Raw genomic sequence first — 21,127 nt, forward strand, 5'->3', positions numbered from 1 at the left:
GTTTCGTTTATCGGCTAGCAGTGCGTCAAAAAGTGTGCCAGCACGTCGGTGCCGAACCTAAGCGCCTCGATGGGTACCCGTTCGTCGACGCCGTGGAACAGCGCGGCGAAATCCAGATCGGGCGGCAGCCGCAGCGGGCTGAAGCCGAAGCAGCGAATGCCCAAGCGCGCGAAGGCTTTCGCGTCGGTCCCTCCGGAAAGCATGTAGGGCACCGTCCGGCCGTCCGGGTCGAGCGCCAGCACGGCGGCGTTCATGGCGTCGACCAGCTCGCCGTCGAAGCTGGTCTCATACGACGGGTGGTCCCTGATCCATTCGCGGGTGACGGCCGGGCCGAGCAGCTCGTCGACCTCGGCCTCGAACGCCGCCTTGCGGCCGGGCAGGATGCGGCAGTCCACCACCGCCTCCGCCGTCGCCGGGATGACGTTGGCCTTGTACCCGGCCTTGAGCATCGTCGGGTTGGCGGTGTCGTGCAGCACGGCCTTGAGCATGCGCGCCATCGGGCCGAGCTTGTCGATCGTCCCCGCCAGGTCGTCCGAATTGACGTCGAAGCTCAGGCCGGTCTCCTCGCTGACGGCGGCCAGGAACTGCGCGACGGTGTCGGTCACCACGAGCGGAAACTGGTGCCGGCCCAGCCGGGCGACCGCCTCGGCGACGGCCGTGACGGCGTTCTGGTCGTGCACCATCGACCCGTGTCCGGCCGGGCCGTGGGCGCTCAGCCGCATCCACGACATGGCCTTCTCCGCCGTCTCGATGAGGTAGAGCCGGCGCTCTCCCCCGTCGCGGCGCGGCACGGTCAGGGAGAACCCGCCCACTTCGCCGATCGCCTCGGTGACGCCGTCGAACAGCTCCGGCCGGTTGTCGACCAGCCATTGCGCCCCGTAGTGGCCGCCGTGCTCCTCGTCGGCGACGAACGCGAACACCAGATCGCGCGGCGGCACGACGCGGTCCCGCTTCAACTGCCGGGCGACCACGAGCATCATGCCGACCATGTCCTTCATGTCGACCGCCCCGCGGCCCCAGACGAAGCCGTCGCGGATCGCGCCCGAGAACGGGTGCACGGTCCAATCGGCGGGCTCGGCCGGGACCACATCGAGATGCCCGTGGATCAGCAGAGCACCGCGTGAGCTGTCCGCGCCCTTCAGGCGGGCGACCACGTTGCCGCGGCCGGGCGCGCCGGACTCGATGTATTGCGGCAGGTAGCCGACCTCTTGGAGCTGCTCGGCGACCCATTGCGCGCACTCGGCTTCGCCCCGCGTTGTCTCGGGTTCGCCGGTGTTGGTGGTGTCGAACCGGATCAACCTGCTGACAACCTCGGCCACATCGTCGCGGGTATCGGACGTCAGCTCGGTTTGCTCGGTCACAACCACCTTTCCTACCACTGCCGGCGCCGCCGGGCTCGGGCCGGAACCCCCGGCGCGCGGCGAGCTAACTTGGGTCCGCGCGGGCCGATCCGATAGCCTTAGCTGCCAACTCTCGTTGGTCTGGTCCGAGTGGCGGAATGGCAGACGCGCTAGCTTGAGGTGCTAGTGCCCTACTAATGGGCGTGGGGGTTCAAGTCCCCCCTCGGACACGCGACCGAGCCGAATGGAATGAATGCTCGCATTCATTCCTGAGGCGACGGAGTGTGTTGAGCGGCGAAGCCGCGAACACACATCCGACGACTGAGGCGAGCGAAATAAACGCTCGCATTCATTCCTGAGGCGACGGAGTGTGTTGAGCGGCGAAGCCGCGAACACACATCCGACGACTGAGGCGAGCGAAATAAGCGCTCGCGTTCATTTCTGAGCCGACGGAGTATGTTGAGCGGCGAAGCCGCGATCACACATCGGGCGACACGACTCAGGTTCGCCGTCGCATTTACCTGTCGCAGGTTGGGGTGATAACCGGGACGCAAACCCGGGCTGGCGTGTACTGACCTACCCCGCACGGAACGATAACCCAAAACCGTTGCGCTGGACCAAAACCGCCGACGAGATCCTCGACTCCCTCGCCAAATATATGGCAAGGATTTCATGCGCGACGCACTAGACCCCGACCCTATTGATGGTGCGGGTGGGCGACCGGGCGGAGTTCCAACCGAGGGATACCCGCGAAGTCGTCCGGATTGCAGGTGTAGAGCGGAACGCCATGTGCGATTGCACTTGCGGCGATAAGCGCGTCATACGCGCGCGCAGCCGGCTTGCGCCCCGACGCGCGGAGCGCTGCGGCAACGCCGCCAAATGCCCGCCCGCAATCGCCGTCGAACGGAACGACGTCAAAGTCAGCCTCAGCCTGCTGTAGGTGCTGCTGACGTGCGCTGCGCTCAGCATCATCGTGTGCTACATGTGGACCCACGGACAGCTCCGCCAGCGTTATCGCGCTAATCACCGATTCGTCGGGCAATTCGGTTGGATCAGATATCTCGCCGAGGAGAATTACCGTGGAGGTGTCCAGCATTCCCCGTCTTAGCGCCTCGGTCACAACGACGGATCTATCAGGTTATCGATGTCGCGGCGGAGGGCATCCGGGTTCACCCGCGGGAGATTCTTGCGGCGACGAATCAGCTCAGACGGACTGGGGCTGGACCGGGGCAAGGGGCGCAGTTCGGCCACCGGTGCCCCGTCGCGCGTGACCACGATCCGCTCGCCGTGCTCAACACGGCGGAGTACTTCTCCCCCGTTGTTGCGTAGATCGCGCACGGTCACTGTGTTCACGCCCATAGGGTATCACCGGTGAGACGTCGAGGCGATACGTTGATCCTTCGTTACCGCGCTCAGTAGTGACATGTACAAATCACGGTTCAGTGAGTGTACAGTTCACGGTGTGGAGGTATCCGTCACCGAGTTGCGCGCGCACCTCAGCGAATGGCTCGACCGAGCTCGGGCTGGTGCTGAGGTCGTCATCACTGACCGCGGGATTCCCGTCGCACGACTCGCCGCGTTGGACAGCGCAGGCACTTTGGAGCGTCTCACAGCCGAAGGCGTGATCGGCAAGGCCACCGCGCAGCGGCCCGTCGCTGCGGGACGGTCCAGACCCCGACCGCGGCGGCCGGTGTCTGACCGGGTCAGCGACCAGCGGCGCTGACCGGTGCCGCTCGTCTACTTCGACGCCAGCGCTTTCGTCAAACTTCTCACCACGGAGACAGGGAGCTCGCTGGCGTCCGCGCTATGGGACGGCTGCGACGCCGCATTGTCCAGCCGCCTGGCCTACCCCGAAGTCCGCGCCGCACTCGCCGCAGCGGCCCGCAATCGTGACCTGACCGAATCCGAGCTCGCCGAAACCGAGCGTGACTGGCAGGACTTCTGGGCCGCCACCCGCCCAATCGAACTCACCGCGACGGTTGAACAGCACGCCGGCCACCTCGCCCGAGCCCATGCCTTGCGCGGAGCCGACGCTGTCCATCTGGCCAGCGCGTTGGCAGTCGGCAACCCCGGCCTGATCGTCGCCGTTTGGGACCGACGCCTGCACACCGGAGCCCAAGCCGCCGGGTGCCGAGTCGCCCCCCTCCAACTCGACCCTTAGCCCGACCCGATACGCCGCCTGGGCGGCGGGTAGACGGCCCTGGCGATCGTCGCCGACAGCCAGCCGATCCCCCACCCGAAGCCGACCAACAGGAACGTGCGCCGGGTGTCCGCGCCGGCCACCGCCGAAACCCCGATCAAGATGACGGCCCACACCACCGCGCAGGCAATGCTGTAGGACGTGTAAGTGCGTCGACCCATCTCGCCGTTCCTCTCGTGTCGCCGCCAATTCCCCTCTCGCACAAGGCTATCTGAGTGATCAATCTCACCGGCGAAATCCGGCCGAACGGACTTCTTCGATAACCGCGGCGCCGCACGTACGCTGGGTAAAAGCCAGTAGCCTCCGAATGCGACCAATGAACCCACCGAGCGGCTTTCTTCGGCGAACGGCGACGCGCACGTTCCGCGACCGTCGTGAGGCCGGCCGCGTGCTCGCCGAGCAGCTGGCGTCCTACCGAGGCAAAGACGGTCTACTGGTTTTCGGGCTCGCCCGCGGCGGCGTCCCGGTGGCGTGGGAAATCGCGGCCGCGCTGCACGCCCCGCTCGACGTGTTCCTGGTCCGCAAGCTCGGGGTGCCGCGCTGGCCGGAGCTGGCGATGGGCGCGCTGGCCAGCGGCGGTGCGGTGGTGATGAACGACAACGTGGTGTCCAGCCTGCACATCACCGACGAGCAGGTGCGCGAGGTGATCGCCGGCGAGACGGCCGAACTGCACCGGCGCGAACAGGCTTATCGGGGTGGCCGCCCCATCGCCGACCCGCGCGGCAAGGTCGTGATCCTGGTCGACGACGGCATCGCCACCGGCGCCAGCATGCTGGTCGCCGTCCGTGCCCTGCGGGCCGGGGGGCCGCAGTCGATCGTCGTCGCGGTGCCGGTCGGTCCCCCGTCGACGTGTCGCGAGATCGGGCAGGAAGCCGACCAGGTGGTGTGCGTGACCATGCCGCCCGGTTTCGAAGCCGTCGGACAGGTCTACGCCGACTTCCACCAGGTCAGTGACGATGAGGTCCGCGAGCTGCTCAATACGCCGACGGGCTGACGGCTACTCGGCGCGGTCGTCGCCCGGGACCGCCGGCTCGTCGCTCGGTTCGGTGCCGGCATCCAACGACTCGGCGATCGTGGTCTCCCCGGCCTCCAACCGCTGCTCGTCCTGGTCCGGGAGTTCCTCGGGGTAATCGACCAACGCGTCCTTGTCCTCGGTTTCTTCCGCGGGCTCGGGCTCGGCGTCGCGCCGCTGGCGTTCCCGCAAGGCGTCGATGATCAGCAGCACCACGCCCAGGACGCTGGCGCCGATGCACACCCAGGCGACCAACTCGTTGCTGGTGACAACCGCGAACACCAACGCGACGAGCCCGATCAGGGCGAGTACCAGCGCAACGATCAGCATCGGCCATCCTCCAGGCGACGAGCGGGACTGCCAGGTCTAGTGCAGGTTAGTGTGCCGCGTCGTGGCTTGGCGAGTACCCGGCACGGCTGCCAGGCTAGTTATTACCCCGATTGAATTGGTCGAACCCGCCGGCGTCGGCGCTGGAGTCGACGGGTGCCGCCGACCCGCGCTGGCCGAGTTCCTCGAGCTGGGATTCGAGGTAGGTCTTGAGGCGGGTGCGGTATTCGCGTTCGAACGTGCGCAGCTGCTCGAGGCGGCCTTCCAGCACGGTGCGCTGCTGGTTGATGGTTCCCATGATTTCGGAATGCTTGCGTTCCGCGTCGGCCTGCAGGGCGTCGGCCTTCTCCTGGGCCTGCCGCAACTGGGTCTCCGAGCGGCTCTGGGCGTCGGCCAGCATGGCGTCGGCACGCTGCCGGGCCTCGGCGACCGTGGTCTCGGCGGTGTGCTTGGCCTCGCTGAGGATCTGGTCGGCGTTCGCGCGGGCGTCGGCCAGCATCTTGTCGGATTCCGCCTTGGCGGTGCTGGTGAGCCGGTCGGCGGTGTCCTGGGCCAGGCTCAGCACTCGGGCGGCCTTGAGGGCCTGCTCCTCGTTGGTGCCCGCGGAGGGCGCGGGGGCCGGGGGCGGCGGGGCCGCCACAACCGGCGCCGGCTTCACCGGCTCGGGTTCGGGCTCGAAGGTGGGAATCGCCTGGGTGGGCTGGGCGGCGCCGCCGCCACCACCGGAGGCCAGCTCGCGGTCCAGCTCCTCGATGCGTTGACGCAGATCGGAGTTCTCCTCGATGAGCCGCGTCAGCTCGTTTTCCACCAGGTCGAGGAAGGCGTCGACCTCGTCTTCGTTGTAACCGCGCTTGCCGATCGGCGGCTTACTGAACGCCACATTGTGGACGTCGGCTGGTGTAAGCGGCATTGTTCGTCCCCTCGAGTTCCTGTCAAACGATCTGGAAAGTGTAGAACGGAGTGGTTGCCGTCGTGCAACTGCCGTCCATCCTGTCACACCAGACCCGGCGGTAGCCGATTAGCCCAATAATTAAGAACCAATTTCAAACACTAAGACCAATAAAATCCAAACCCTTAAAGTTTTTAAATCGCGGCCGCCGAACCGACGCTAAAACGTGGCCGAACCGTCTCCCGGCTTCGTCACCGCGATCACGGCGCGGCCCCCGCCGCGGCGCCGAACGCCAGTTGCATGCCGATGAACGCGACCAGCAGCAGCACCATGATCGACAGGTCGAAGCGGACCGCCCCGATGGTGAGCTGCGGGATCAGCCGCCGCAGCAGCTTCACCGGCGGGTCGGTGATCGACATGATGATCTCGAGGATCACCACCGTGATGCCGGTCGGACGCCAGTCGCGGCTGAACGAACGGATGAACTCGACGACGACCCGGGCGATCAGCAGCAGCCAGAAGATGAACAGCGCGAACCCAAGGATCTGAAAGAACAGCACCAACTGGAGCCCCGACCTTACCGATGAGATGACCCGAATATCAGCCGCCAGCGTACCGATTCCGGGGTGCGGGCACACACCTCACCGACGCTGACCTGCCAGTCGGCGGGACGGGTGCGCCTATTGGTAAGCGTAAAAACCGGTTTCGGCGATCCGGCGACGCTCCTCGGGTGAGACGTCGACGTCCGCGGGCGACAGCAGGAACACCTTGGTCGCGACCTTGTCGAACGAGCCGCGCAGCGCGAAGGCCAACCCGGCCGCGAAGTCGACGAGCCGCTTCGCGTCGGCGTTGTCCATCGACACCAGGTCCATGATGACCGGGGTGCCGTCGCGGAACCGCTCGCCGATGGTGCGCGCCTCGCTGTAGTCCTTCGGACGCAGCGTGGTGATCTTCGACAGCGGGCTGCCCTCTTCGAACAGCATGGCCATGCGGCGTGGGTCCATCGCCAGCGCGCCGCGCGTGGAATTCCGCAGCCACGACCCGAGGCGCGGTCGGCTCATCTCGGGACGGTCGAACTCGCGCGGATGCACGGGGCCGTAGCGCCCCTCGTCGGCGTAGCCGCTGCGGTAGCCACCGGTCGGCGGGTAGTCGGCGGGCTCGCCGCGCGGGTCGTCGTAGTCGCGCCCGTCATAGCGGCCTTCCAAACGGCCATAGCCCTCGTCGAAGCGCGGACGGGGGAAGCCGCGGGATGGCGCACGGTCGTCGTAGTACTCGTCGTCGTAGTCCTCCATCGGAGCCATACCGAAGTAGGCCTTGACCTTGTGCAGTGTGCTCATCGCTTAAACCCTTCTAGCCCCTGGGATTATTGGTGTCTGTGATGAAGGTGTGACTACAGTGACTACTCACGGTGACGGTAACCGCCGCGGACCCAATAGCGCGGTACCGACACGCACACATGTCGATCCATGTTTTACGGCGATTTCGAAGTCGCTGGACATGCCGGCGGACAGGCCCACCGCGTCCGGGTGCGATTCGAGCACCCGGCGGTGCTCCGATTGCAGCAGGTCGAAGGCCCGTCCTGGGTCCCAGTCCAGCGGCGGGATGCCCATCAAGCCGAGCAGTTTCAGGCTTTTGGAGTCCGCCACCTGGGCGCAGACCTGATCGAGGGCGCCGGGCCCGGTGATGTCGACGCCGCCGCGGGACACGTCGCCGTCCAGGCTGACCTCGACGTAGACGCGCAGCGGCTCGCGCCGACGGCGCTCGGACAGGGCCGTCGACACCGCCCGATCGAGCGCGGTCACCAGCCGCGTGCTGTCGACCGAGTGGGCGGTGTGCGCCCAGTTGGCCAGCGACCGCGCCTTATTGCGCTGAATGCGGCCGACCATGTGCCAGTGCATATTCGGTAAGTCCGCAAGGGCCGGAGTAGTGGCCAACCGCGCGACTTCGGCGACCTTCGCCGCGGCTTCCTGGTCGCGAGATTCGCCGACGCTGCGACAACCCAATCGAGACAAAATCGCTACATCGGTTGCTGGAAAGAATTTGGTAATGGGGAGAAGTTCAATTTCGCTGACATTGCGGCCCGCCGCTTCCGCGGCCGCCGCAAGTCGCGAACGAACCGCCGCCAATGCGCGTGTCAATTCCGTTTCGCGGTCTTGCCCGGCCGGCATGTCCACCGCCATGGTGGTCACTCCATCCAGACCAGCGACGCCAGCCGACCGGTCGGCGCGCCCCGGCGGTGACTGAACAGGGTCGGGTCGGCCACCGTGCAGCGCGGATCGATGTCGATCGCCGTGACACCCAAATCGCGGAGCTGGCAAGCGATTCCGGCGCGCAGGTCGAGTCCGGGGGTGCCGGCCGCGGTGGTGGTGCGACTACCCGGCAGCGCCGCCTCGACCTCGTCGGCCATCGCGGCGGGCACCTCGTAGTTGCGACCGCTGACCGCCGGCCCGAGCAGCGCCGAGATGTCGGCGGCCTGCGCGCCCAGTTTCAGCATCGCCTCCACCGCGCGCGCCACCACCCCCTGCGCCGCGCCGACGCGGCCGGCGTGCACGGCGGCGACGACGCCGGCGCGCGCGTCGGCCAGCAGCACGGGCACGCAGTCGGCGGTCACCACCGCCAGCGCCAATCGCCGGGTGCTCGTCACCAGCGCGTCGGTGCCGTCGACCGCCGTGTCCCGCGGCCCGTCGACCACCTCGACCCGGTCGCCGTGGACTTGGTTCATCCACACCACCCGGTCGGCGCCGCCCTTGACACTCAGGCCGAGGGCGGCGGCCAGCCGGGACCGGTTGGCCGCCACCGCCTTCGGGTCGTCGCCGACGTGGTCGCCCAGGTTGAAGGTGTCGAACGGCGGCGCCGAGACCCCGCCCGCCCGGGTGGTCGTCACCCGCCGGATGCGAACGCTCACGTGACCAGTATCCGGAAAGCCAGGCCGTTGCTGTGTCACGCGCACGGCGTCAGCGGCGCATGAACGGCGGCACGTCGACGTCGTCGTCGTCGCCGCCAATACTCAAGGTCGCGCCGTTGGTGTGCACCGGCACGCTCACCGCGTCGACGGGCTCGAACAGCGTCGACGTGAGCTTGCCGGCCTTCGCCGACTCGATCCGGTGCGCGCCGGACTTGTCCGCCGCGCTGCCCCCGATGACGGGCTTTCGGCCCGGCCCGCTGGCCTCGAAGCCGGCCGCGATGACGGTGACGCGCACCTCGTCGCCCAGCGAGTCGTCGATGACGGTGCCGAAGATGATGTTGGCGTCCTGATGGGCGGCGTCCTGCACCAGCGAGGCCGCCTCGTTGATCTCGAACAGGCCCAGGTCGCTGCCGCCGGCGATCGACATCAGCACGCCCTGGGCGCCCTCCATCGACGCCTCCAGCAGCGGGGAGTTGATGGCGATCTCGGCGGCCTTGAGCGAGCGGCCCTCGCCGCGCGCCGAGCCGATGCCCATCAACGCGGTGCCCGCGCCGGACATGATGCCCTTGACGTCGGCGAAGTCGACGTTGATCAGGCCCGGCGTGGTGATCAGGTCGGTGATGCCCTGCACGCCGTTGAGCAGCACCTCGTCGGCGCTGCGGAACGCGTCCATCAGCGACACCGCGGCGTCGCCCATCTGCAACAACCGGTCGTTGGGGATCACGATGAGCGTGTCGCAGCTCTCGCGCAGCGCGGAGATGCCGCTTTCGGCCTGGTTGCCGCGCCGCTTGCCCTCGAACGAGAACGGCCGGGTGACCACGCCGACGGTCAGCGCCCCCAGCTTGCGGGCGATGCTGGCCACCACCGGCGCCCCGCCGGTGCCGGTGCCGCCGCCCTCGCCGGCGGTGACGAACACCATGTCCGCCCCGCGCAGCAGCTCTTCGATCTCGTCCTTGGCGTCCTCGGCGGCCCGGCGACCCACCTCGGGGTCGGCTCCGGCGCCCAGCCCGCGGGTGGAGTCGCGACCGACGTCCAGCTTGACGTCGGCGTCGCTCATCAACAGCGCCTGCGCGTCGGTGTTGATGGCGATGAACTCCACGCCCTTGAGGCCCTGCTCGATCATCCGGTTGACGGCGTTGACGCCGCCGCCACCGATACCCACAACCTTGATGACGGCCAGGTAGTTATGCGGGGGGGTCATCATTACTTCTTCCTCCCTGGTGGGACTCGGTGTGTCCGCTTGGCAAACCCTCAACCTCAACCATAGAGTTAGAGTTATGTCAAGTAGTTCCGCGCAAACAGAACGGTATGGGTCCGGCGGGCGCTAATCCCGCAGGCGCGCCGAGGCGCGGCACGCAAATTTTTGGCTCACCGAGCGTGCGGCTGGCCGCCCGTTGGGCGCCGAGCGTGCGGCGGGCCGCACGTTCGGGGCCGCACGGCTACTTGACGGTGGGCAGATCGGGGCTGGATACGTCGTAGGTCCGGCCCGGCTGGGTCAGCAGGGCGGCCAGCTTCTCCGCCTTCTCGTCGGTGCGGTCGGTGGTCCCCCAGATCACCACCCGCCCGTCGCCCAGCGTCAGCGTGATCGAGGCCACCGACGGGGCGGCGATGCGGGCCACCTGGCCCGACACCTCGGGGCGCAGCGCGATCAGCACCTGCAGCGCGGCCTTGGTCGCCGGGTCGGTCGGGCCGGGGTCGGCGACGTCGAGGTAGGGCAGCGCCGGGGGCGGCGGCGCGGTCGCGAAGTCGACGCCGTCGCGGTCGAACAGGTGCGGGCCGTCGGGAAAGTCCTTCACCACCAGCGGCACTCGCTCGACGATGGTGATGCGTAGGGCCGACGGGTACTGCCGCTGCACGCGCGCGCTGGCCACCCGCCGGATCGCGGCCACCCGCTCGGCGACCTGGTTGGTGTTGATCTGCAGCAGCGGCGTGCCGGGCCGCACCCGCGCCGCGTCCAGGACCTCCTCGCGCGTCACCGTGCCCGTCCCGGTGACGACGATCTCGCGCGCCGACATCGCGGGCGTGAAATACAGCACCAGCCCGAGCCCGACGCCGACGACGGCCAGCACCACGCTGATCAGCAGCATCTTCAGCCCCCGGACGACGCCGCGGGTGGCGGGTTTGGGTTGGTTGACGATGCGCCCGCTGGCCTGGCGCTTGGCCTCGCGACGGGCCTCCTCGATGGCCCGGGCGCGCTCCTGCGCGGCGCGGCGCTCGGCCCGCTCCCGGCGGGCCCGTCGCCGCGGCCCCTCGAACTCGGCCTGGTCCTCGGGCGCCGCGCCGTCCTGCTCCCCCGTCGTGAGTGGTTCGGTGATCACGCCGTCGGCGGCGTCGGCGGTGTCGGCGGCCGGGTCGGGTGGGGTGGGCTCGTTCGGCTCGGTCATCGGGAGATCCCCGGCCGGCCCGGCGCGCTGCGGTTGGCCCGCACCCGCAGCGCGGTCACGATCTCCGGACCCAGCAGGGTCACGTCGCCGGCGCCCATCGTCACGACGACGTCGCCGGGCCCGGCGGCCGCGGCGACCTCCTCGGCGACGGCGGAGAAATCCGGCAGGTACCGCACCGGTACGCCGACGTGCTCGGCGACGCTGGCCCCGCTGACGCCGGTCAGCGGTTGTTCCCGCGCGCCGTAGACGTCGAGGACGAAAACCTCGTCCGCGGCGTCCAGGGCGCGACCGAAGTCGGCCGCGAAAGCCTTTGTGCGCGAATACAAATGGGGCTGAAAGACCACGATGGAGCGGCCGCTGAGACCGCTCTGCTCGAGCACCGTGCGGACCGCCGCCAGCGTGGCGCCGATCTCCGTGGGATGGTGGGCGTAGTCGTCGAACACCCGCACCGCCTCCGGGCCGGTTCCCGAGGTCCCGACGAGTTCGAATCGGCGCCGCACGCCCTCGAATCCGGCCAGCCCGTCGAGCACCTCGTCGGCCGACGCGCCGATCTCGGTCGCCGCCAGCAGCGCGCCCAGCGCGTTGAGCGCCATGTGCCGCCCGGGCACCGACAGCCGCATCACGCGCGGGTGCTCCTCGCCCGCCAGTTGGATGTGCGCGACCGCCTCGGTGCCCTGCTGCTCCCACGACAACAGCCGGGCGGCCAGGCCATCGCCCGCCGAGCCGTAGCGCAGCACCCGGATGCCCAGCTCGGCGGTGCGCTCGGCCAGCGCCGCCGCCCCCGGGTCGTCGGTGCACACGACCAGCGCTCCCCCGGGCGCGAGCCGCTCCACGAACGCGTCGAACACCTCGACGTACGCGTCGGTGCTGCCGTAGAAGTCCAGGTGGTCGGCCTCGATGTTGGTGACCACCGCGACGTTGGGCGTGTACTCGAGCAGCGAGCCGTCGCTCTCGTCGGCCTCGGCGACGAAGCAGTCGCCGCTGCCGTGATGCGCGTTGGTGCCGGCCTCGCCGAGTTCCCCGCCCACCGCGAACGACGGGTCGCGCCCGCAGTGCTGCAGGGCCACGATCAGCATCGACGTCGTCGTCGTCTTGCCGTGCGTGCCGGTGACCATCAGCGTGGTGCGCCCGGCCATCAGCTTGGCCAGCACGGCGGGCCGCAGGACGACGGGGATGCCGCGCCGGCGCGCCTCGACCAGCTCGGGGTTGGTCTTCGGGATGGCGGCGTGGGTGGTGATGACCGCGGTGACGCCGCCCGGCAGCTGATCCAGCGCCGACGCGTCGTGGCCGACGCGGATCTGCGCGCCCCGGGCCCGCAGGGCGTGCAGGCCGCGCGACTCCTTGGCGTCGGACCCGGAGACCAGGCCGCCCCGGTCGAGCAGGATGCGGGCGATGCCGGACATCCCGGCTCCCCCGATGCCGACCATGTGCACCCTCTGTAACTCAGGGGGTAGCGAGTGCGGCAACTGCTCGGCGGTCACCCGCGCCTCCGCGCCGCGATGTCGAGCGCCGCCTGGGCCACCCGTCGCGCCGCGTCCGGATGCCCCACCAGCGCGGCGGCCGTCGTCATGGCCGCCAGCCGCGCCGGGTCGTTGAGCAACCCGCCCGCCTCGCGGGCGACCAGCGCCGGCGTCAGGGCGCTGTCGGCAACGATGATGCCCCCGCCGGCGTTGACCACCGGCAGCGCGTTGAGCCGCTGCTCGCCGTTGCCGATCGGCAGCGGCACGTAGATGGCCGGCAGGCCGACGGCCGACACCTCCGCGACCGTCATCGCCCCCGACCGGCAGATGGCCAGGTCGGCGGCGGCGTAGGCCAGGTCCATCCGGTCCAGGTAGGGCACCGCCACGTAGGGCGGGTCGCCCGGCTCGGGCGTGCGCAGCTCGAGGGTGTTCTTGGGCCCGTGGGCGTGCAGCACGGCGACGCCGGCGGCGGCCAGGTCGGCCGCGGCCGCCGACACCGCCCGGTTGAGCGAGACCGCGCCCTGCGAGCCGCCGAACACCAGCAACACCCGCGCGTCGTCGGCGAAGCCGAAGTGCTTGCGGGCTTCGGCGCGCAGCGCGGCGCGGTCGAGCGTGGTGATGGCCGCCCGCACCGGCACACCGACCACCTCGGCGCCGCGCAGCCCGGAATCCGGCACCGCCGAGAGGATCCGGTCGGCCGTGCGCGCGCCGACGCGGTTGGCGATGCCGGCCCGGGCGTTGGCCTCGTGGATCAGCACCGGGACGCGGCGCCGAAGCCCGGGGATGCCGCGGGCGGCCAGGTAGGCCGGCACCGCCACGTACCCGCCGAAGCCGACCACCACGTCGGCGTCGACGGCGTCGAGCACCGCGCGCGTCTCCCGGACGGCGCGCCAGACGCGCGGTGGCAGCCGGGCCAGGTCGCCGCTGGGCTTTCGCGGCAGCGGGACCGGGGTGATCAGCTCGAGGTGATAGCCGCGCTCGGGCACCAGCCTGGTCTCCAGCCCACGGGCGGTGCCCAGCGCCGTGATCCGGACGTGCGGATCCAGGGCGCACAGCGCGTCGGCGACGGCCATGGCGGGCTCCACGTGGCCGGCCGTCCCGCCGCCGGCCAGCACGACGGACAGGCCGGAATTGGCCGACGACGGGGAATCAAGGGCCGATGATGCGGCACCGGCGGGCAAGGGGCTTGCCCCCAGCCCGCCGGCCGGCTCTTTGATCGTGCCGTTCACCCGTAACGCTGACCTTCCAATGCGCGAGTCTGCCGTGCCTTACGCTGGCCGGCACGCTGGCCGGCGTACCGCTGGCCAGATCCATGATGCCCTCCCCGCCCACGCGGGGTGCCCCCAGACTGGCGCGTCGGCCGGGCGGACGTTCGCCCGGCGGCCTGCCGCAGCGGGGCGTCGTGGTTGCGGGCCCCCTTGCGCGGGGGCGCCTTGGGGCCCTTGCCGGCGGCTTGCGGACCGACCCGCTTGCGATCGCGGAACGACTCGATGCGGCTGGGCACGTACGGCTGGGGCAGCGGCAGCCGCAGCAGCCGGTTCACCTTGTCGTCGCGCCCGGCCCGCAGCGCGGCCACCGCCTCGGGTTCGTGCCGGGCCGCGTTGATCATGATGCCGATCATGAATAGTGTTGCGGCCGTGGATGTTCCGCCGGCGGAGATGAGCGGCAGCTGCAGGCCGGTGACCGGCAGCACGCCGATCACGTAGCCGATGTTGATGAACGCCTGCCCGAGGATCCACATCGTCGTGGTTGCGGTCAGCAGCCGCAGGAACGGGTCGGCCGAGCGGCGCGCGATCCGCATCCCGGTGTAGGCGAACACCCCGAACAGCGCCAGCAGCCCGAACGCGCCGATGAAGCCCAGCTCCTCGCCGATGATCGCGAAGATGAAGTCGTTGTGGGCGTTGGGCAGGTAATTCCACTTGGCGACGCCCTGGCCGAGACCGTCGCCGAAGACGCCGCCGTGGGCCAGCGCGAACTTGGCCTGCCGGGCCTGGTAGCCGGTGTCCTGCGGGTCGTTTTCGGGGTTGATCCAGGACCGCACCCGGTCCGAGCGGTAACCCGCGGACATCGCCAGGACCGCGCCGGCCACGAAGACGGCCGCCAGCGAGGTGACGAAGACCCGCAGCGGCAGCCCCGCGTACCACAGCAGGGCCAGCAGGATGATGCCCAGCGACACCGTCTGACCGAGGTCGGGCTGGGCGACGATTAGCGCCAGGGCGATGACCGCGGCCGGGACCAGCGGGATCAACATCTCGCGCAACGAGGCCCGCTCCATGCGCCGCGCCGCCAGCAGGTGGGCGCCCCAGATGGCGAACGCGATCTTGGCCAGCTCGGACGGCTGCATCGAGAAGCCCGCGATCACGAACCACTTCCGCGAGCCGTTGGCCAGGTTGCCGATCCCGGGAACCAGCACGAGGACCAGCAGGATGATCGTGATCAGGTAGCCGGTGAAGGCCACGCGCCGGATGAAGCGCACCGACACGCGCATCGCGACGTAGGCCGCGATCAGCCCGATGATCGTCCAGAGCACCTGCTTGCCGAAGATCACCCACGCCGACCCGTCGGCGCCGTAGGAGCGCACGCCCGAGGCGGACAGCACCATGATCAGACCCAGCGTGGTCAGCAGGCCGGTGACGGCGATGATCAGGTGAAACGACGTCATCGGCCGGCCCAGCCAGGCGCCGAACCGGCCGCGCAGGCCGGCCGGCAGGGCCGTGAACCTGGCTTTTGCCGCTTTGGCGCCCGCCTTGGCGTCCGGGGCGGCCTCGTAAGCGTCGAAGGCGTCGGTGGCGTCCTCGTCGTTCGGGACGTCCGCCTCGGCCGCCTCGTCCTGCCCGGCGGCGGCGGTCTCTTTGCTCCCCTTGCCCCGGCGCAGCCGCCGGGTCAGTCCGTTAGCCACGCCTGCCTACTGGATCGCCGCGCGGACGGCCGCCGCGAACGCGTCGCCGCGGGCGGCGTACCCGGCGAACTGGTCGAACGACGCGCCGGCCGGTGCCAGCAGCACCGTGTCGCCCGGCCTGGCGAGGTTCCGGGCCGCGGCCACAGCCGCGGTCATGACGCGAGCGCCGAGGTCGCCGTCCGAAGGTCTCACTTCTGTCACAGAAGCATCAGGAGCCACAGCAGTCGCATTCATATCAGCATCCTCGCCTGTCACAACCTGGACGACGGGGACATCCGGCGCGTGTCGCGATAACGCCTCTGCAACCTCGGCCCGATCGCGGCCGATGAGCACCGCGCCGACCAGCCGCGATGCGATCCTGGCGACCTCGGCGTCGACCGATGCGCCCTTCAGCAAACCGCCGGCCAGCCACACCACCCGCGGGTAGGCCAGCACGGACGCCTCGGCGGCGTGCGGGTTGGTGGCCTTGGAGTCGTCGACATAGGTGATCCCGTCGGCGACGGCCACCACCTCGGCGCGGTGCCGGCCCAGCCGGAAGGAGGAGATCGCGGCCGCGATCGCTTCGGCGGGCACGCCGACGCTGCGGGCCAGGGCCGCCGCGGCCAGGGCGTCGAGCACGCCGACCGGGCCGGGCACCGGGATCGATTGGGTCGGCATTAGCGCCAGGTCGTCGGCGAAGGCGCGGTCGACCAGCAGCCCGTCGCGCACGCCGAGCTCGCCCGGGGCCGGTTCGCCGAGCCGGAAACCAGCCCGGACCGGGGCGGCCGCGGAGTCCAGCAACGCGGCGGCCCGGGCGTCGTCCAGCCCGACCACCGCGACCCGGCCGCTTAGCACTCGGGCCTTGGCCGCGGCGTATTCGGCCATCGTGGAGTGCCAGTCCAGGTGGTCCTCGGCGATGTTGAGCACGACGCCGGCCTCGGGCCGCAGCGAGGGCGCCCAGTGCAGCTGGAAGCTGGACGCCTCGACGGCCAGCAGCTCGGCGGGCCGGTCCAGCACCTCGAGCACCGGATCGCCGATGTTGCCGCACAGCACGCTGCTCTTCCCGGCGGCGACCAGCATCGCGTGCAGCATCGACGTCGTCGTGGTCTTGCCGTTCGTCCCGGTGACCACCAGCCAGCGGCGCGGCGGCCCGTACTGGCCGGCGGCGTCGAGCCGCCAGGCCAGCTCCACGTCACCCCAGATGGGCACGCCCGCCGTCGCCGCGGCGGCCAGCAGCGGAGTGGACGGCGAGAAGCCGGGGCTGGTCACCACCAGGGCGTAGTCGCAGACCCTTTCCGCGGCCGTCGACGTCGTCACCGTCGCGACGCCGCCGTCGCCGTACCGGCGCAGGGTCGCGGGGTCGTCGTCGCAGAGGGTCGGGGCCGCACCGAGTCGGGTCAGGGCCGCCAGCACGGCCTTGCCGGTGACGCCGCCGCCGGCCACCAGCACGGGCGCGCCCGGGGCGAGCGGGTCAAGCACGTCAGGCACCGACCGTGGCCAGCCACTCACCGTAGAACAGGGCCACGCCCAGCCCGCAGGTGATCGCGGTGAGCAGCCAGAAGCGGATGATCACCGTGGTTTCGGCCCAGCCGACCAGTTCGAAATGGTGGTGGAAGGGCGCCATCCGGAACACCCGGCGCCCGGTGGTGCGAAAGGCCAGGATCTGCAGCACGACCGAGGTGACCTCGGCGACGAACAGCGAGCCCAGCACGACGGCCAGGATCTCGGTGCGGCTGGTGACCGACAGGCCCGCGATGATGCCGCCCAGCGCCAGCGAGCCGGTGTCGCCCATGAAGATCTTGGCGGGCGCGGCGTTCCACCACAGAAAGCCGATGCAGGCGCCGGCGGTGGCGGCCGCGATCAGCGCCAGGTCCAGCGGATCGCGCACGTTGTAGCAGCCCAACCCCGGCGCGGTGACGCACGCATTGCGGTACTGCCAGAAGGTGATCAGCACGTAGGCGGCGGTGACCATGGCCATGCAGCCGGCGGCCAGCCCGTCCAGGCCGTCGGTGAAGTTGACCGCGTTGGACCAGGCGCTGACGACGACGACGCAGAACAGCACGAATAGCCCGGGAGCCAGTGTGACGGTGGCGATTTCGCGCACGTAGGACAGGTTCGCGCTGGCCGGCGTGAGGCCGTTGGCGTTGCGGAACTGCAGCACCAGCAAGCCGAAGAGCACCGCGGCGACGATCTGCCCGACCGTCTTGGCCGTCTTGTTCAGCCCGAGGTTGCGCGACCGGCGGATCTTGATCAGGTCGTCGAGGAACCCCACGACGCCCAGCGCGGTGGCCAGGCCGAGCACCAGCAGGCCCGACGCGGAAATGCCCTCGCCGTCGAAGGCCAGGCCCGCCAGGTGGGTGCCCAGGTAGCCCGCCCAGATGCCGGCCAGGATCGCCACGCCGCCCATCGACGGGGTGCCGCGCTTGGTGTGGTGACTCGGCGGGCCGTCCTCGCGGATCTGGTGGCCGAAGCCCTGCCTGGTGAACAGCCGGATCAGCGCCGGGGTCAACAGAATGGACACGGTCAGCGCGATGGCGACCGCGATCAGGATCTGTCTCACGGGCGCGCCCCACTGTCGGCCGCGAGCGCTTCCGCGAGCGCCCCCAGGCCAGCGGCGTTGGACGCCTTGACCAGCACGACGTCACCGGGCCGCAGCTCGGCCCGCAGCAGGGCCAGCGCGGCGTCGCCGTCGGGCACGCTGACGGTCTCGCCCCCCCAGGAGCCTTCCATGACCGCCGCGTGGTGCATGGCGCTCATCGACCTCCCGGTTCCGACGACAACGAGTCGAGACACATCTAAGCGCACCGCGAGCCGGCCGATGCGATCGTGCTCGGTTATCGCGTCCTCGCCGAGCTCGGCCATCTCGCCGAGCACCGCCCAGCTCCGGCGCTTTGGGCTCGGGCCGCCGTGGGCGATCCAGGCCAGCGCCTGCAGCCCGGCCCGCATCGAGTCGGGGTTGGCGTTGTAGGCGTCGTCGATCACCGTGACGCCGTCGGCGCGGGTGGTCACCTGCATGCGATGGCGCGATACCGGGCCAGCCCCGGCCAGCGCGTCCGCCACCTGCTCGAGGCCGGCTCCGCAATGCAGCGCGACCGCGCACGCGCACAGCGCGTTGGTGACCTGATGGTCGCCGAACACGCTGAGTTGCACCTCAACAGCGCTGTCCATCGCGTGCAGGGTAAAGCGCGGCCGGGCCAGTTCGTCCAGCGACACTCCATCGGCCCACACGTCGCTTGGCCCCGCATCCGAGCGGCCGGCGCGGCTGACCCGGACCACCCGGGCGGTGGTGACGTCGGCCATTGCCGCCACGGCCGGGTCGTCGACGTTGAGGATGACGATGCCGGACGGCGGAACGGCCTGGGCCAGTTCGGATTTGGTTCGCGCGATGGCCTCCCGGGAGCCGAATTCGCCCAGGTGGGCAGTCCCGACGTTGAGGACCACCCCGATCGAGGGCGGGGCGATCTCGGCCAGCGCGGCGATGTTGCCGGGGTGGCGCGCCGACATCTCGAGGATCAGGTAGTCGGTGCGCCGCGTCGCGCGCAGCACCGTCCAAGGGTGACCCAGCTCGTTGTTGAACGACCCGGGCGGGGCGACCACCTCCCCGAGGGGCGCCAGCACGGCGGCCACCAGATCCTTGGTCGAGGTCTTTCCCGACGAGCCGGTGATCCCGACGATCCTCAGCCCGCCCGCCACCAGTTCGGACGCCACCGCCCGGGCCAGCCTGGCCAGTGCCGCCAGGACCGCGGCGCCCGACCCGTCGGCGTCGTGCTCCAGCACGCCGGCCCGCGATCCGGAGGCGCCTTCGGGGGCGACCACGATGGCGGGGACGCCGACCGGACGGGCCGCCAGCACCGCGACCGCGCCGGCCGCGACCGCCGAGGCCGCGTGGTCGTGGCCGTCGGAGCGGGCCCCCGGCAGCGCCAGGAACAGCCCGCCCGTGCCCACAGCCCGCGAGTCGAACTCGACGGTGCCGGTGACCCGCAGTTCGGCGGCGTCCTCCGGTGTGATGTCCGCCAGTGTGCCGCCGACGATTTCGGCGATCTGCGCGACGGTCAGCTCGATCACGCCCGATCCTCCAGGGCCCGGGCGAGTTCCACGCGATCGTCGAACGGGCGGACCACGTCGCCGGTGCGCTGGCCGGTTTCGTGGCCCTTGCCGGCGATCAGCACGACGTCGCCGGGGCCCGCCCAGTTGACCGCGTGCCGGATCGCCTCGCGCCGGTCGCCGATCTCGACGACCTCCGCCTTGGTGCCCGCTTCGGCTGCGCCGCTGAGGATTTCGCGCCGGATCGCCGCGGGGTCTTCACTGCGCGGGTTGTCGTCGGTGACGACGACCAGGTCGGCCAGCTCGGCGGCGACGGCGCCCATGGCGGCCCGCTTGCCCGGATCGCGATCGCCCCCGGCGCCGAACACCACGGCCAGCCGGCGCTGCGGGCGCGTCAGGGCGCCCAGCACCGCGCGCAACGCACCCGGCTTGTGCGCATAGTCGACCAGCGCCAGGAAATCCTGGCCGCGGTCGATCTCTTCGAGCCGCCCGGGGACGCGCGTGTTCTGCAACCCCGGGGCCGCCTGCTCCGGGGAGACGCCCACCGCGTCCAGGATCGCCAGCGCCACAAGGGCATTGGCGACGTTGTAATGGCCGGGCAGCCGGATGCCGACGCGGTGGTGTACGCCCGCGGGGTCCACGGCGGTGAACTGCTGTCCGCCCGCGCCCATCGGCGCCACGTCCGTGGCGCGCCAGTCGGCCGGTTGGCCGGTGGCGCTGACGGTCACGGCGCCACCGGCCCTGGTGGCCATCGCGCGCCCGGCGTCGTCGTCGACACACACGATGGCCCGTCGGGCGCACAGCGGCGAATCGGGGTCGAACAGCAGCGCCTTGGCCTCGAAATAATCGGCCATGGTCGGGTGGAAGTCGAGGTGGTCGCGGGACAGGTTGGTGAAGGCGCCCACCGCGAATCCGGTGCCGTCCACCCGGCCCAACGCCAGCGCGTGGCTGGACACCTCCATGACCACCGTGTCCACCCCCCGTTCGGCCATCGCCGCGAGCATCGCCTGCAGCGCGGGCGCCTCAGGTGTCGTCAGCGCGCTGGGGATATCGGCGCCGTCGACGCGGATGCCGATGGTGCCGATCAACCCCGCCGTCCGGCCGCCGGCGCGCAGACCCGACTCGACGAGGTACGTCGTGGTGGTCTTGCCCGACGTTCCGGTGATCCCGATGACCGTGACCCGTTCCGACGGGTTTCCGTACACCGCGGCGGCCAGGCCGCCGAGCACGCCGCGGGGCGCGGGGTGCACCAGGGTGGGCACGGTCGCGTCGCCCATTTCCGCGACCCCTGCGGCGTCGGTCAGCACCGCGACGGCACCGCCTTGGATCGCGTCGCCCGCATAGCGGGCGCCGTGCGTGGCCGAGCCGGGCAGCGCGGCGAACAGGTCCCCGGGCCGCACGTCCTGGGCGCGCAGCGTGACGCCGGTGACCGGGACGTCGGGCACGGCCACGCCGTCGGCCATCACCGCGCCGACCTGGGCCGCCAGCTCGGGTAACCGGGCGCCGGCGCCGGCGCTTGGGCGCAAATCACTGGACACCGACACACCTCCCGTCCCACCCGCGTGGTCCTTTTGATCGGCCATGACACCCTACCGAGGAGCACCGGCCGGCCGGCGTTCCCGGGCGAGCGTGCGCAGTTGTACACCTCCCCCGCGTGCCGCCGTCAGACACGCACCGTCGCGGTGGAG

Annotated in this window: 20 protein-coding genes, 1 tRNA gene and 2 pseudogenes; 4 read left to right on the forward strand and 19 right to left on the reverse strand. The window is 70.6% G+C overall.

Features of this window, described 5'->3' with window-relative positions; all coding sequences use genetic code 11:
* Positions 1-14: 14 nt before the first annotated feature.
* A complete protein-coding gene (locus AC5Y5E_RS28325) occupies positions 15-1,361 on the reverse strand; it encodes a M20/M25/M40 family metallo-hydrolase (protein WP_499906995.1) in 1,347 nt (448 codons plus the stop codon).
* A gap of 123 nt (positions 1,362-1,484) precedes the next feature.
* On the opposite strand from AC5Y5E_RS28325, the gene AC5Y5E_RS28330 reads away from it, so the two are divergent.
* Positions 1,485-1,570: transfer RNA gene (locus tag AC5Y5E_RS28330), tRNA-Leu, on the forward strand.
* 467 nt (positions 1,571-2,037) lie between these two features.
* Here the strand turns inward: AC5Y5E_RS28330 and AC5Y5E_RS28335 are convergent.
* Positions 2,038-2,460 carry a type II toxin-antitoxin system VapC family toxin gene (locus AC5Y5E_RS28335; protein WP_499906997.1) on the reverse strand — a complete coding sequence of 141 codons (423 nt, stop codon included), beginning with the start codon at positions 2,458-2,460 and terminating at the stop codon, positions 2,038-2,040.
* Complete coding sequence (locus AC5Y5E_RS28340) at positions 2,457-2,693, reverse strand: type II toxin-antitoxin system Phd/YefM family antitoxin (RefSeq protein ID WP_499906999.1); 237 nt, start codon at positions 2,691-2,693, stop codon at positions 2,457-2,459. Before AC5Y5E_RS28340 ends, AC5Y5E_RS28335 begins: the two co-directional genes overlap by 4 nt.
* Positions 2,694-2,757: 64 nt before the next feature.
* Here AC5Y5E_RS28340 and AC5Y5E_RS28345 point away from each other — a divergent pair.
* Positions 2,758-3,063: pseudogene (locus AC5Y5E_RS28345) on the forward strand (type II toxin-antitoxin system Phd/YefM family antitoxin); the annotation flags it as partial.
* A gap of 3 nt (positions 3,064-3,066) precedes the next feature.
* On the forward strand, positions 3,067-3,501 hold the full coding sequence (locus tag AC5Y5E_RS28350; protein ID WP_499907001.1) for a type II toxin-antitoxin system VapC family toxin: 435 nt from the start codon (positions 3,067-3,069) through the stop codon (positions 3,499-3,501).
* Here the strand turns inward: AC5Y5E_RS28350 and AC5Y5E_RS28355 are convergent.
* Positions 3,498-3,701 (reverse strand): hypothetical protein, encoded by a 204-nt coding sequence (locus tag AC5Y5E_RS28355; RefSeq protein ID WP_499907003.1) that lies wholly within the window; start codon positions 3,699-3,701, stop codon positions 3,498-3,500. The two genes, AC5Y5E_RS28350 and AC5Y5E_RS28355, sit on opposite strands and share 4 nt — an antisense overlap.
* Positions 3,702-3,847: 146 nt before the next feature.
* Between AC5Y5E_RS28355 and AC5Y5E_RS28360 the strand changes: the two are divergent.
* Positions 3,848-4,534 (forward strand): annotated as a pseudogene (locus AC5Y5E_RS28360) (phosphoribosyltransferase); the annotation flags it as partial.
* Between the two features lie 3 nt (positions 4,535-4,537).
* On the opposite strand, the gene AC5Y5E_RS28365 reads toward AC5Y5E_RS28360, so the two are convergent.
* From AC5Y5E_RS28365 to AC5Y5E_RS28435, 15 genes are all read right to left on the reverse strand, one after another.
* The gene (locus AC5Y5E_RS28365; protein ID WP_499907005.1) at positions 4,538-4,882 is read right to left on the reverse strand and encodes a hypothetical protein; all 345 of its coding nucleotides are present in this window, start codon (positions 4,880-4,882) and stop codon (positions 4,538-4,540) included.
* Positions 4,883-4,976: 94 nt separating this feature from the next.
* The gene (wag31, locus tag AC5Y5E_RS28370) at positions 4,977-5,789 is read right to left on the reverse strand and encodes a DivIVA-like cell division protein Wag31 (RefSeq protein ID WP_499907007.1); all 813 of its coding nucleotides are present in this window, start codon (positions 5,787-5,789) and stop codon (positions 4,977-4,979) included.
* 239 nt (positions 5,790-6,028) lie between these two features.
* On the reverse strand, positions 6,029-6,331 hold the full coding sequence (locus tag AC5Y5E_RS28375) for a YggT family protein (RefSeq protein ID WP_499881245.1): 303 nt from the start codon (positions 6,329-6,331) through the stop codon (positions 6,029-6,031).
* A gap of 117 nt (positions 6,332-6,448) precedes the next feature.
* Complete coding sequence (locus AC5Y5E_RS28380; RefSeq protein WP_499907009.1) at positions 6,449-7,105, reverse strand: cell division protein SepF; 657 nt, start codon at positions 7,103-7,105, stop codon at positions 6,449-6,451.
* A gap of 66 nt (positions 7,106-7,171) precedes the next feature.
* Entirely contained in the window at positions 7,172-7,948 is a 777-nt protein-coding gene (locus AC5Y5E_RS28385; RefSeq protein WP_499907011.1) for a YggS family pyridoxal phosphate-dependent enzyme, read from the reverse strand.
* Positions 7,949-7,953: 5 nt separating this feature from the next.
* Positions 7,954-8,673: a peptidoglycan editing factor PgeF gene (gene pgeF, locus AC5Y5E_RS28390; RefSeq protein ID WP_499907013.1), complete on the reverse strand. Its 720-nt coding sequence runs from the start codon at positions 8,671-8,673 to the stop codon at positions 7,954-7,956.
* Between the two features lie 49 nt (positions 8,674-8,722).
* Positions 8,723-9,874: a cell division protein FtsZ gene (gene ftsZ, locus AC5Y5E_RS28395; RefSeq protein ID WP_499881242.1), complete on the reverse strand. Its 1,152-nt coding sequence runs from the start codon at positions 9,872-9,874 to the stop codon at positions 8,723-8,725.
* Positions 9,875-10,112: 238 nt separating this feature from the next.
* The gene (locus AC5Y5E_RS28400) at positions 10,113-11,057 is read right to left on the reverse strand and encodes a cell division protein FtsQ/DivIB (protein WP_499907015.1); all 945 of its coding nucleotides are present in this window, start codon (positions 11,055-11,057) and stop codon (positions 10,113-10,115) included.
* Positions 11,054-12,484 carry a UDP-N-acetylmuramate--L-alanine ligase gene (murC, locus tag AC5Y5E_RS28405; RefSeq protein WP_499907219.1) on the reverse strand — a complete coding sequence of 477 codons (1,431 nt, stop codon included), beginning with the start codon at positions 12,482-12,484 and terminating at the stop codon, positions 11,054-11,056. Before murC ends, AC5Y5E_RS28400 begins: the two co-directional genes overlap by 4 nt.
* A gap of 50 nt (positions 12,485-12,534) precedes the next feature.
* Positions 12,535-13,746, reverse strand: a complete 1,212-nt coding sequence (gene murG, locus AC5Y5E_RS28410; RefSeq protein WP_499907017.1) for an undecaprenyldiphospho-muramoylpentapeptide beta-N-acetylglucosaminyltransferase — start codon at positions 13,744-13,746, stop codon at positions 12,535-12,537.
* Positions 13,743-15,416: a putative lipid II flippase FtsW gene (gene ftsW, locus AC5Y5E_RS28415; protein ID WP_499907019.1), complete on the reverse strand. Its 1,674-nt coding sequence runs from the start codon at positions 15,414-15,416 to the stop codon at positions 13,743-13,745. The genes murG and ftsW overlap by 4 nt, the downstream gene beginning before the upstream one ends.
* Positions 15,417-15,422: 6 nt before the next feature.
* Positions 15,423-16,874 (reverse strand): UDP-N-acetylmuramoyl-L-alanine--D-glutamate ligase, encoded by a 1,452-nt coding sequence (gene murD, locus AC5Y5E_RS28420; protein WP_499907021.1) that lies wholly within the window; start codon positions 16,872-16,874, stop codon positions 15,423-15,425.
* Between the two features lies 1 nt (position 16,875).
* On the reverse strand, positions 16,876-17,955 hold the full coding sequence (mraY, locus tag AC5Y5E_RS28425; RefSeq protein ID WP_499907022.1) for a phospho-N-acetylmuramoyl-pentapeptide-transferase: 1,080 nt from the start codon (positions 17,953-17,955) through the stop codon (positions 16,876-16,878).
* The gene (locus tag AC5Y5E_RS28430; RefSeq protein ID WP_499907024.1) at positions 17,952-19,460 is read right to left on the reverse strand and encodes a UDP-N-acetylmuramoyl-tripeptide--D-alanyl-D-alanine ligase; all 1,509 of its coding nucleotides are present in this window, start codon (positions 19,458-19,460) and stop codon (positions 17,952-17,954) included. The genes mraY and AC5Y5E_RS28430 overlap by 4 nt, the downstream gene beginning before the upstream one ends.
* Positions 19,457-21,022 carry a UDP-N-acetylmuramoyl-L-alanyl-D-glutamate--2,6-diaminopimelate ligase gene (locus tag AC5Y5E_RS28435; protein WP_499907026.1) on the reverse strand — a complete coding sequence of 522 codons (1,566 nt, stop codon included), beginning with the start codon at positions 21,020-21,022 and terminating at the stop codon, positions 19,457-19,459. The genes AC5Y5E_RS28430 and AC5Y5E_RS28435 overlap by 4 nt, the downstream gene beginning before the upstream one ends.
* Positions 21,023-21,127: the final 105 nt, after the last annotated feature.

It is taken from the genome of Mycobacterium sp. NGS54, from assembly GCF_059812465.1.

What these genes read in the sequence shown, in the direction of transcription:
- AC5Y5E_RS28355 (WP_499907003.1), bottom strand. Translation starts at nt 3,701, where the DNA reads ATGGGTCGACGCACTTACACGTCCTACAGCATTGCCTGCGCGGTGGTG.
- AC5Y5E_RS28365 (WP_499907005.1), bottom strand. Translation starts at nt 4,882, where the DNA reads ATGCTGATCGTTGCGCTGGTACTCGCCCTGATCGGGCTCGTCGCGTTG.
- wag31 (WP_499907007.1), bottom strand. Translation starts at nt 5,789, where the DNA reads ATGCCGCTTACACCAGCCGACGTCCACAATGTGGCGTTCAGTAAGCCG.
- AC5Y5E_RS28380 (WP_499907009.1), bottom strand. Translation starts at nt 7,105, where the DNA reads ATGAGCACACTGCACAAGGTCAAGGCCTACTTCGGTATGGCTCCGATG.
- AC5Y5E_RS28385 (WP_499907011.1), bottom strand. Translation starts at nt 7,948, where the DNA reads ATGGCGGTGGACATGCCGGCCGGGCAAGACCGCGAAACGGAATTGACA.
- ftsZ (WP_499881242.1), bottom strand. Translation starts at nt 9,874, where the DNA reads ATGACCCCCCCGCATAACTACCTGGCCGTCATCAAGGTTGTGGGTATC.
- AC5Y5E_RS28400 (WP_499907015.1), bottom strand. Translation starts at nt 11,057, where the DNA reads ATGACCGAGCCGAACGAGCCCACCCCACCCGACCCGGCCGCCGACACC.
- murC (WP_499907219.1), bottom strand. Translation starts at nt 12,484, where the DNA reads ATGGTCGGCATCGGGGGAGCCGGGATGTCCGGCATCGCCCGCATCCTG.
- AC5Y5E_RS28435 (WP_499907026.1), bottom strand. Translation starts at nt 21,022, where the DNA reads ATGGCCGATCAAAAGGACCACGCGGGTGGGACGGGAGGTGTGTCGGTG.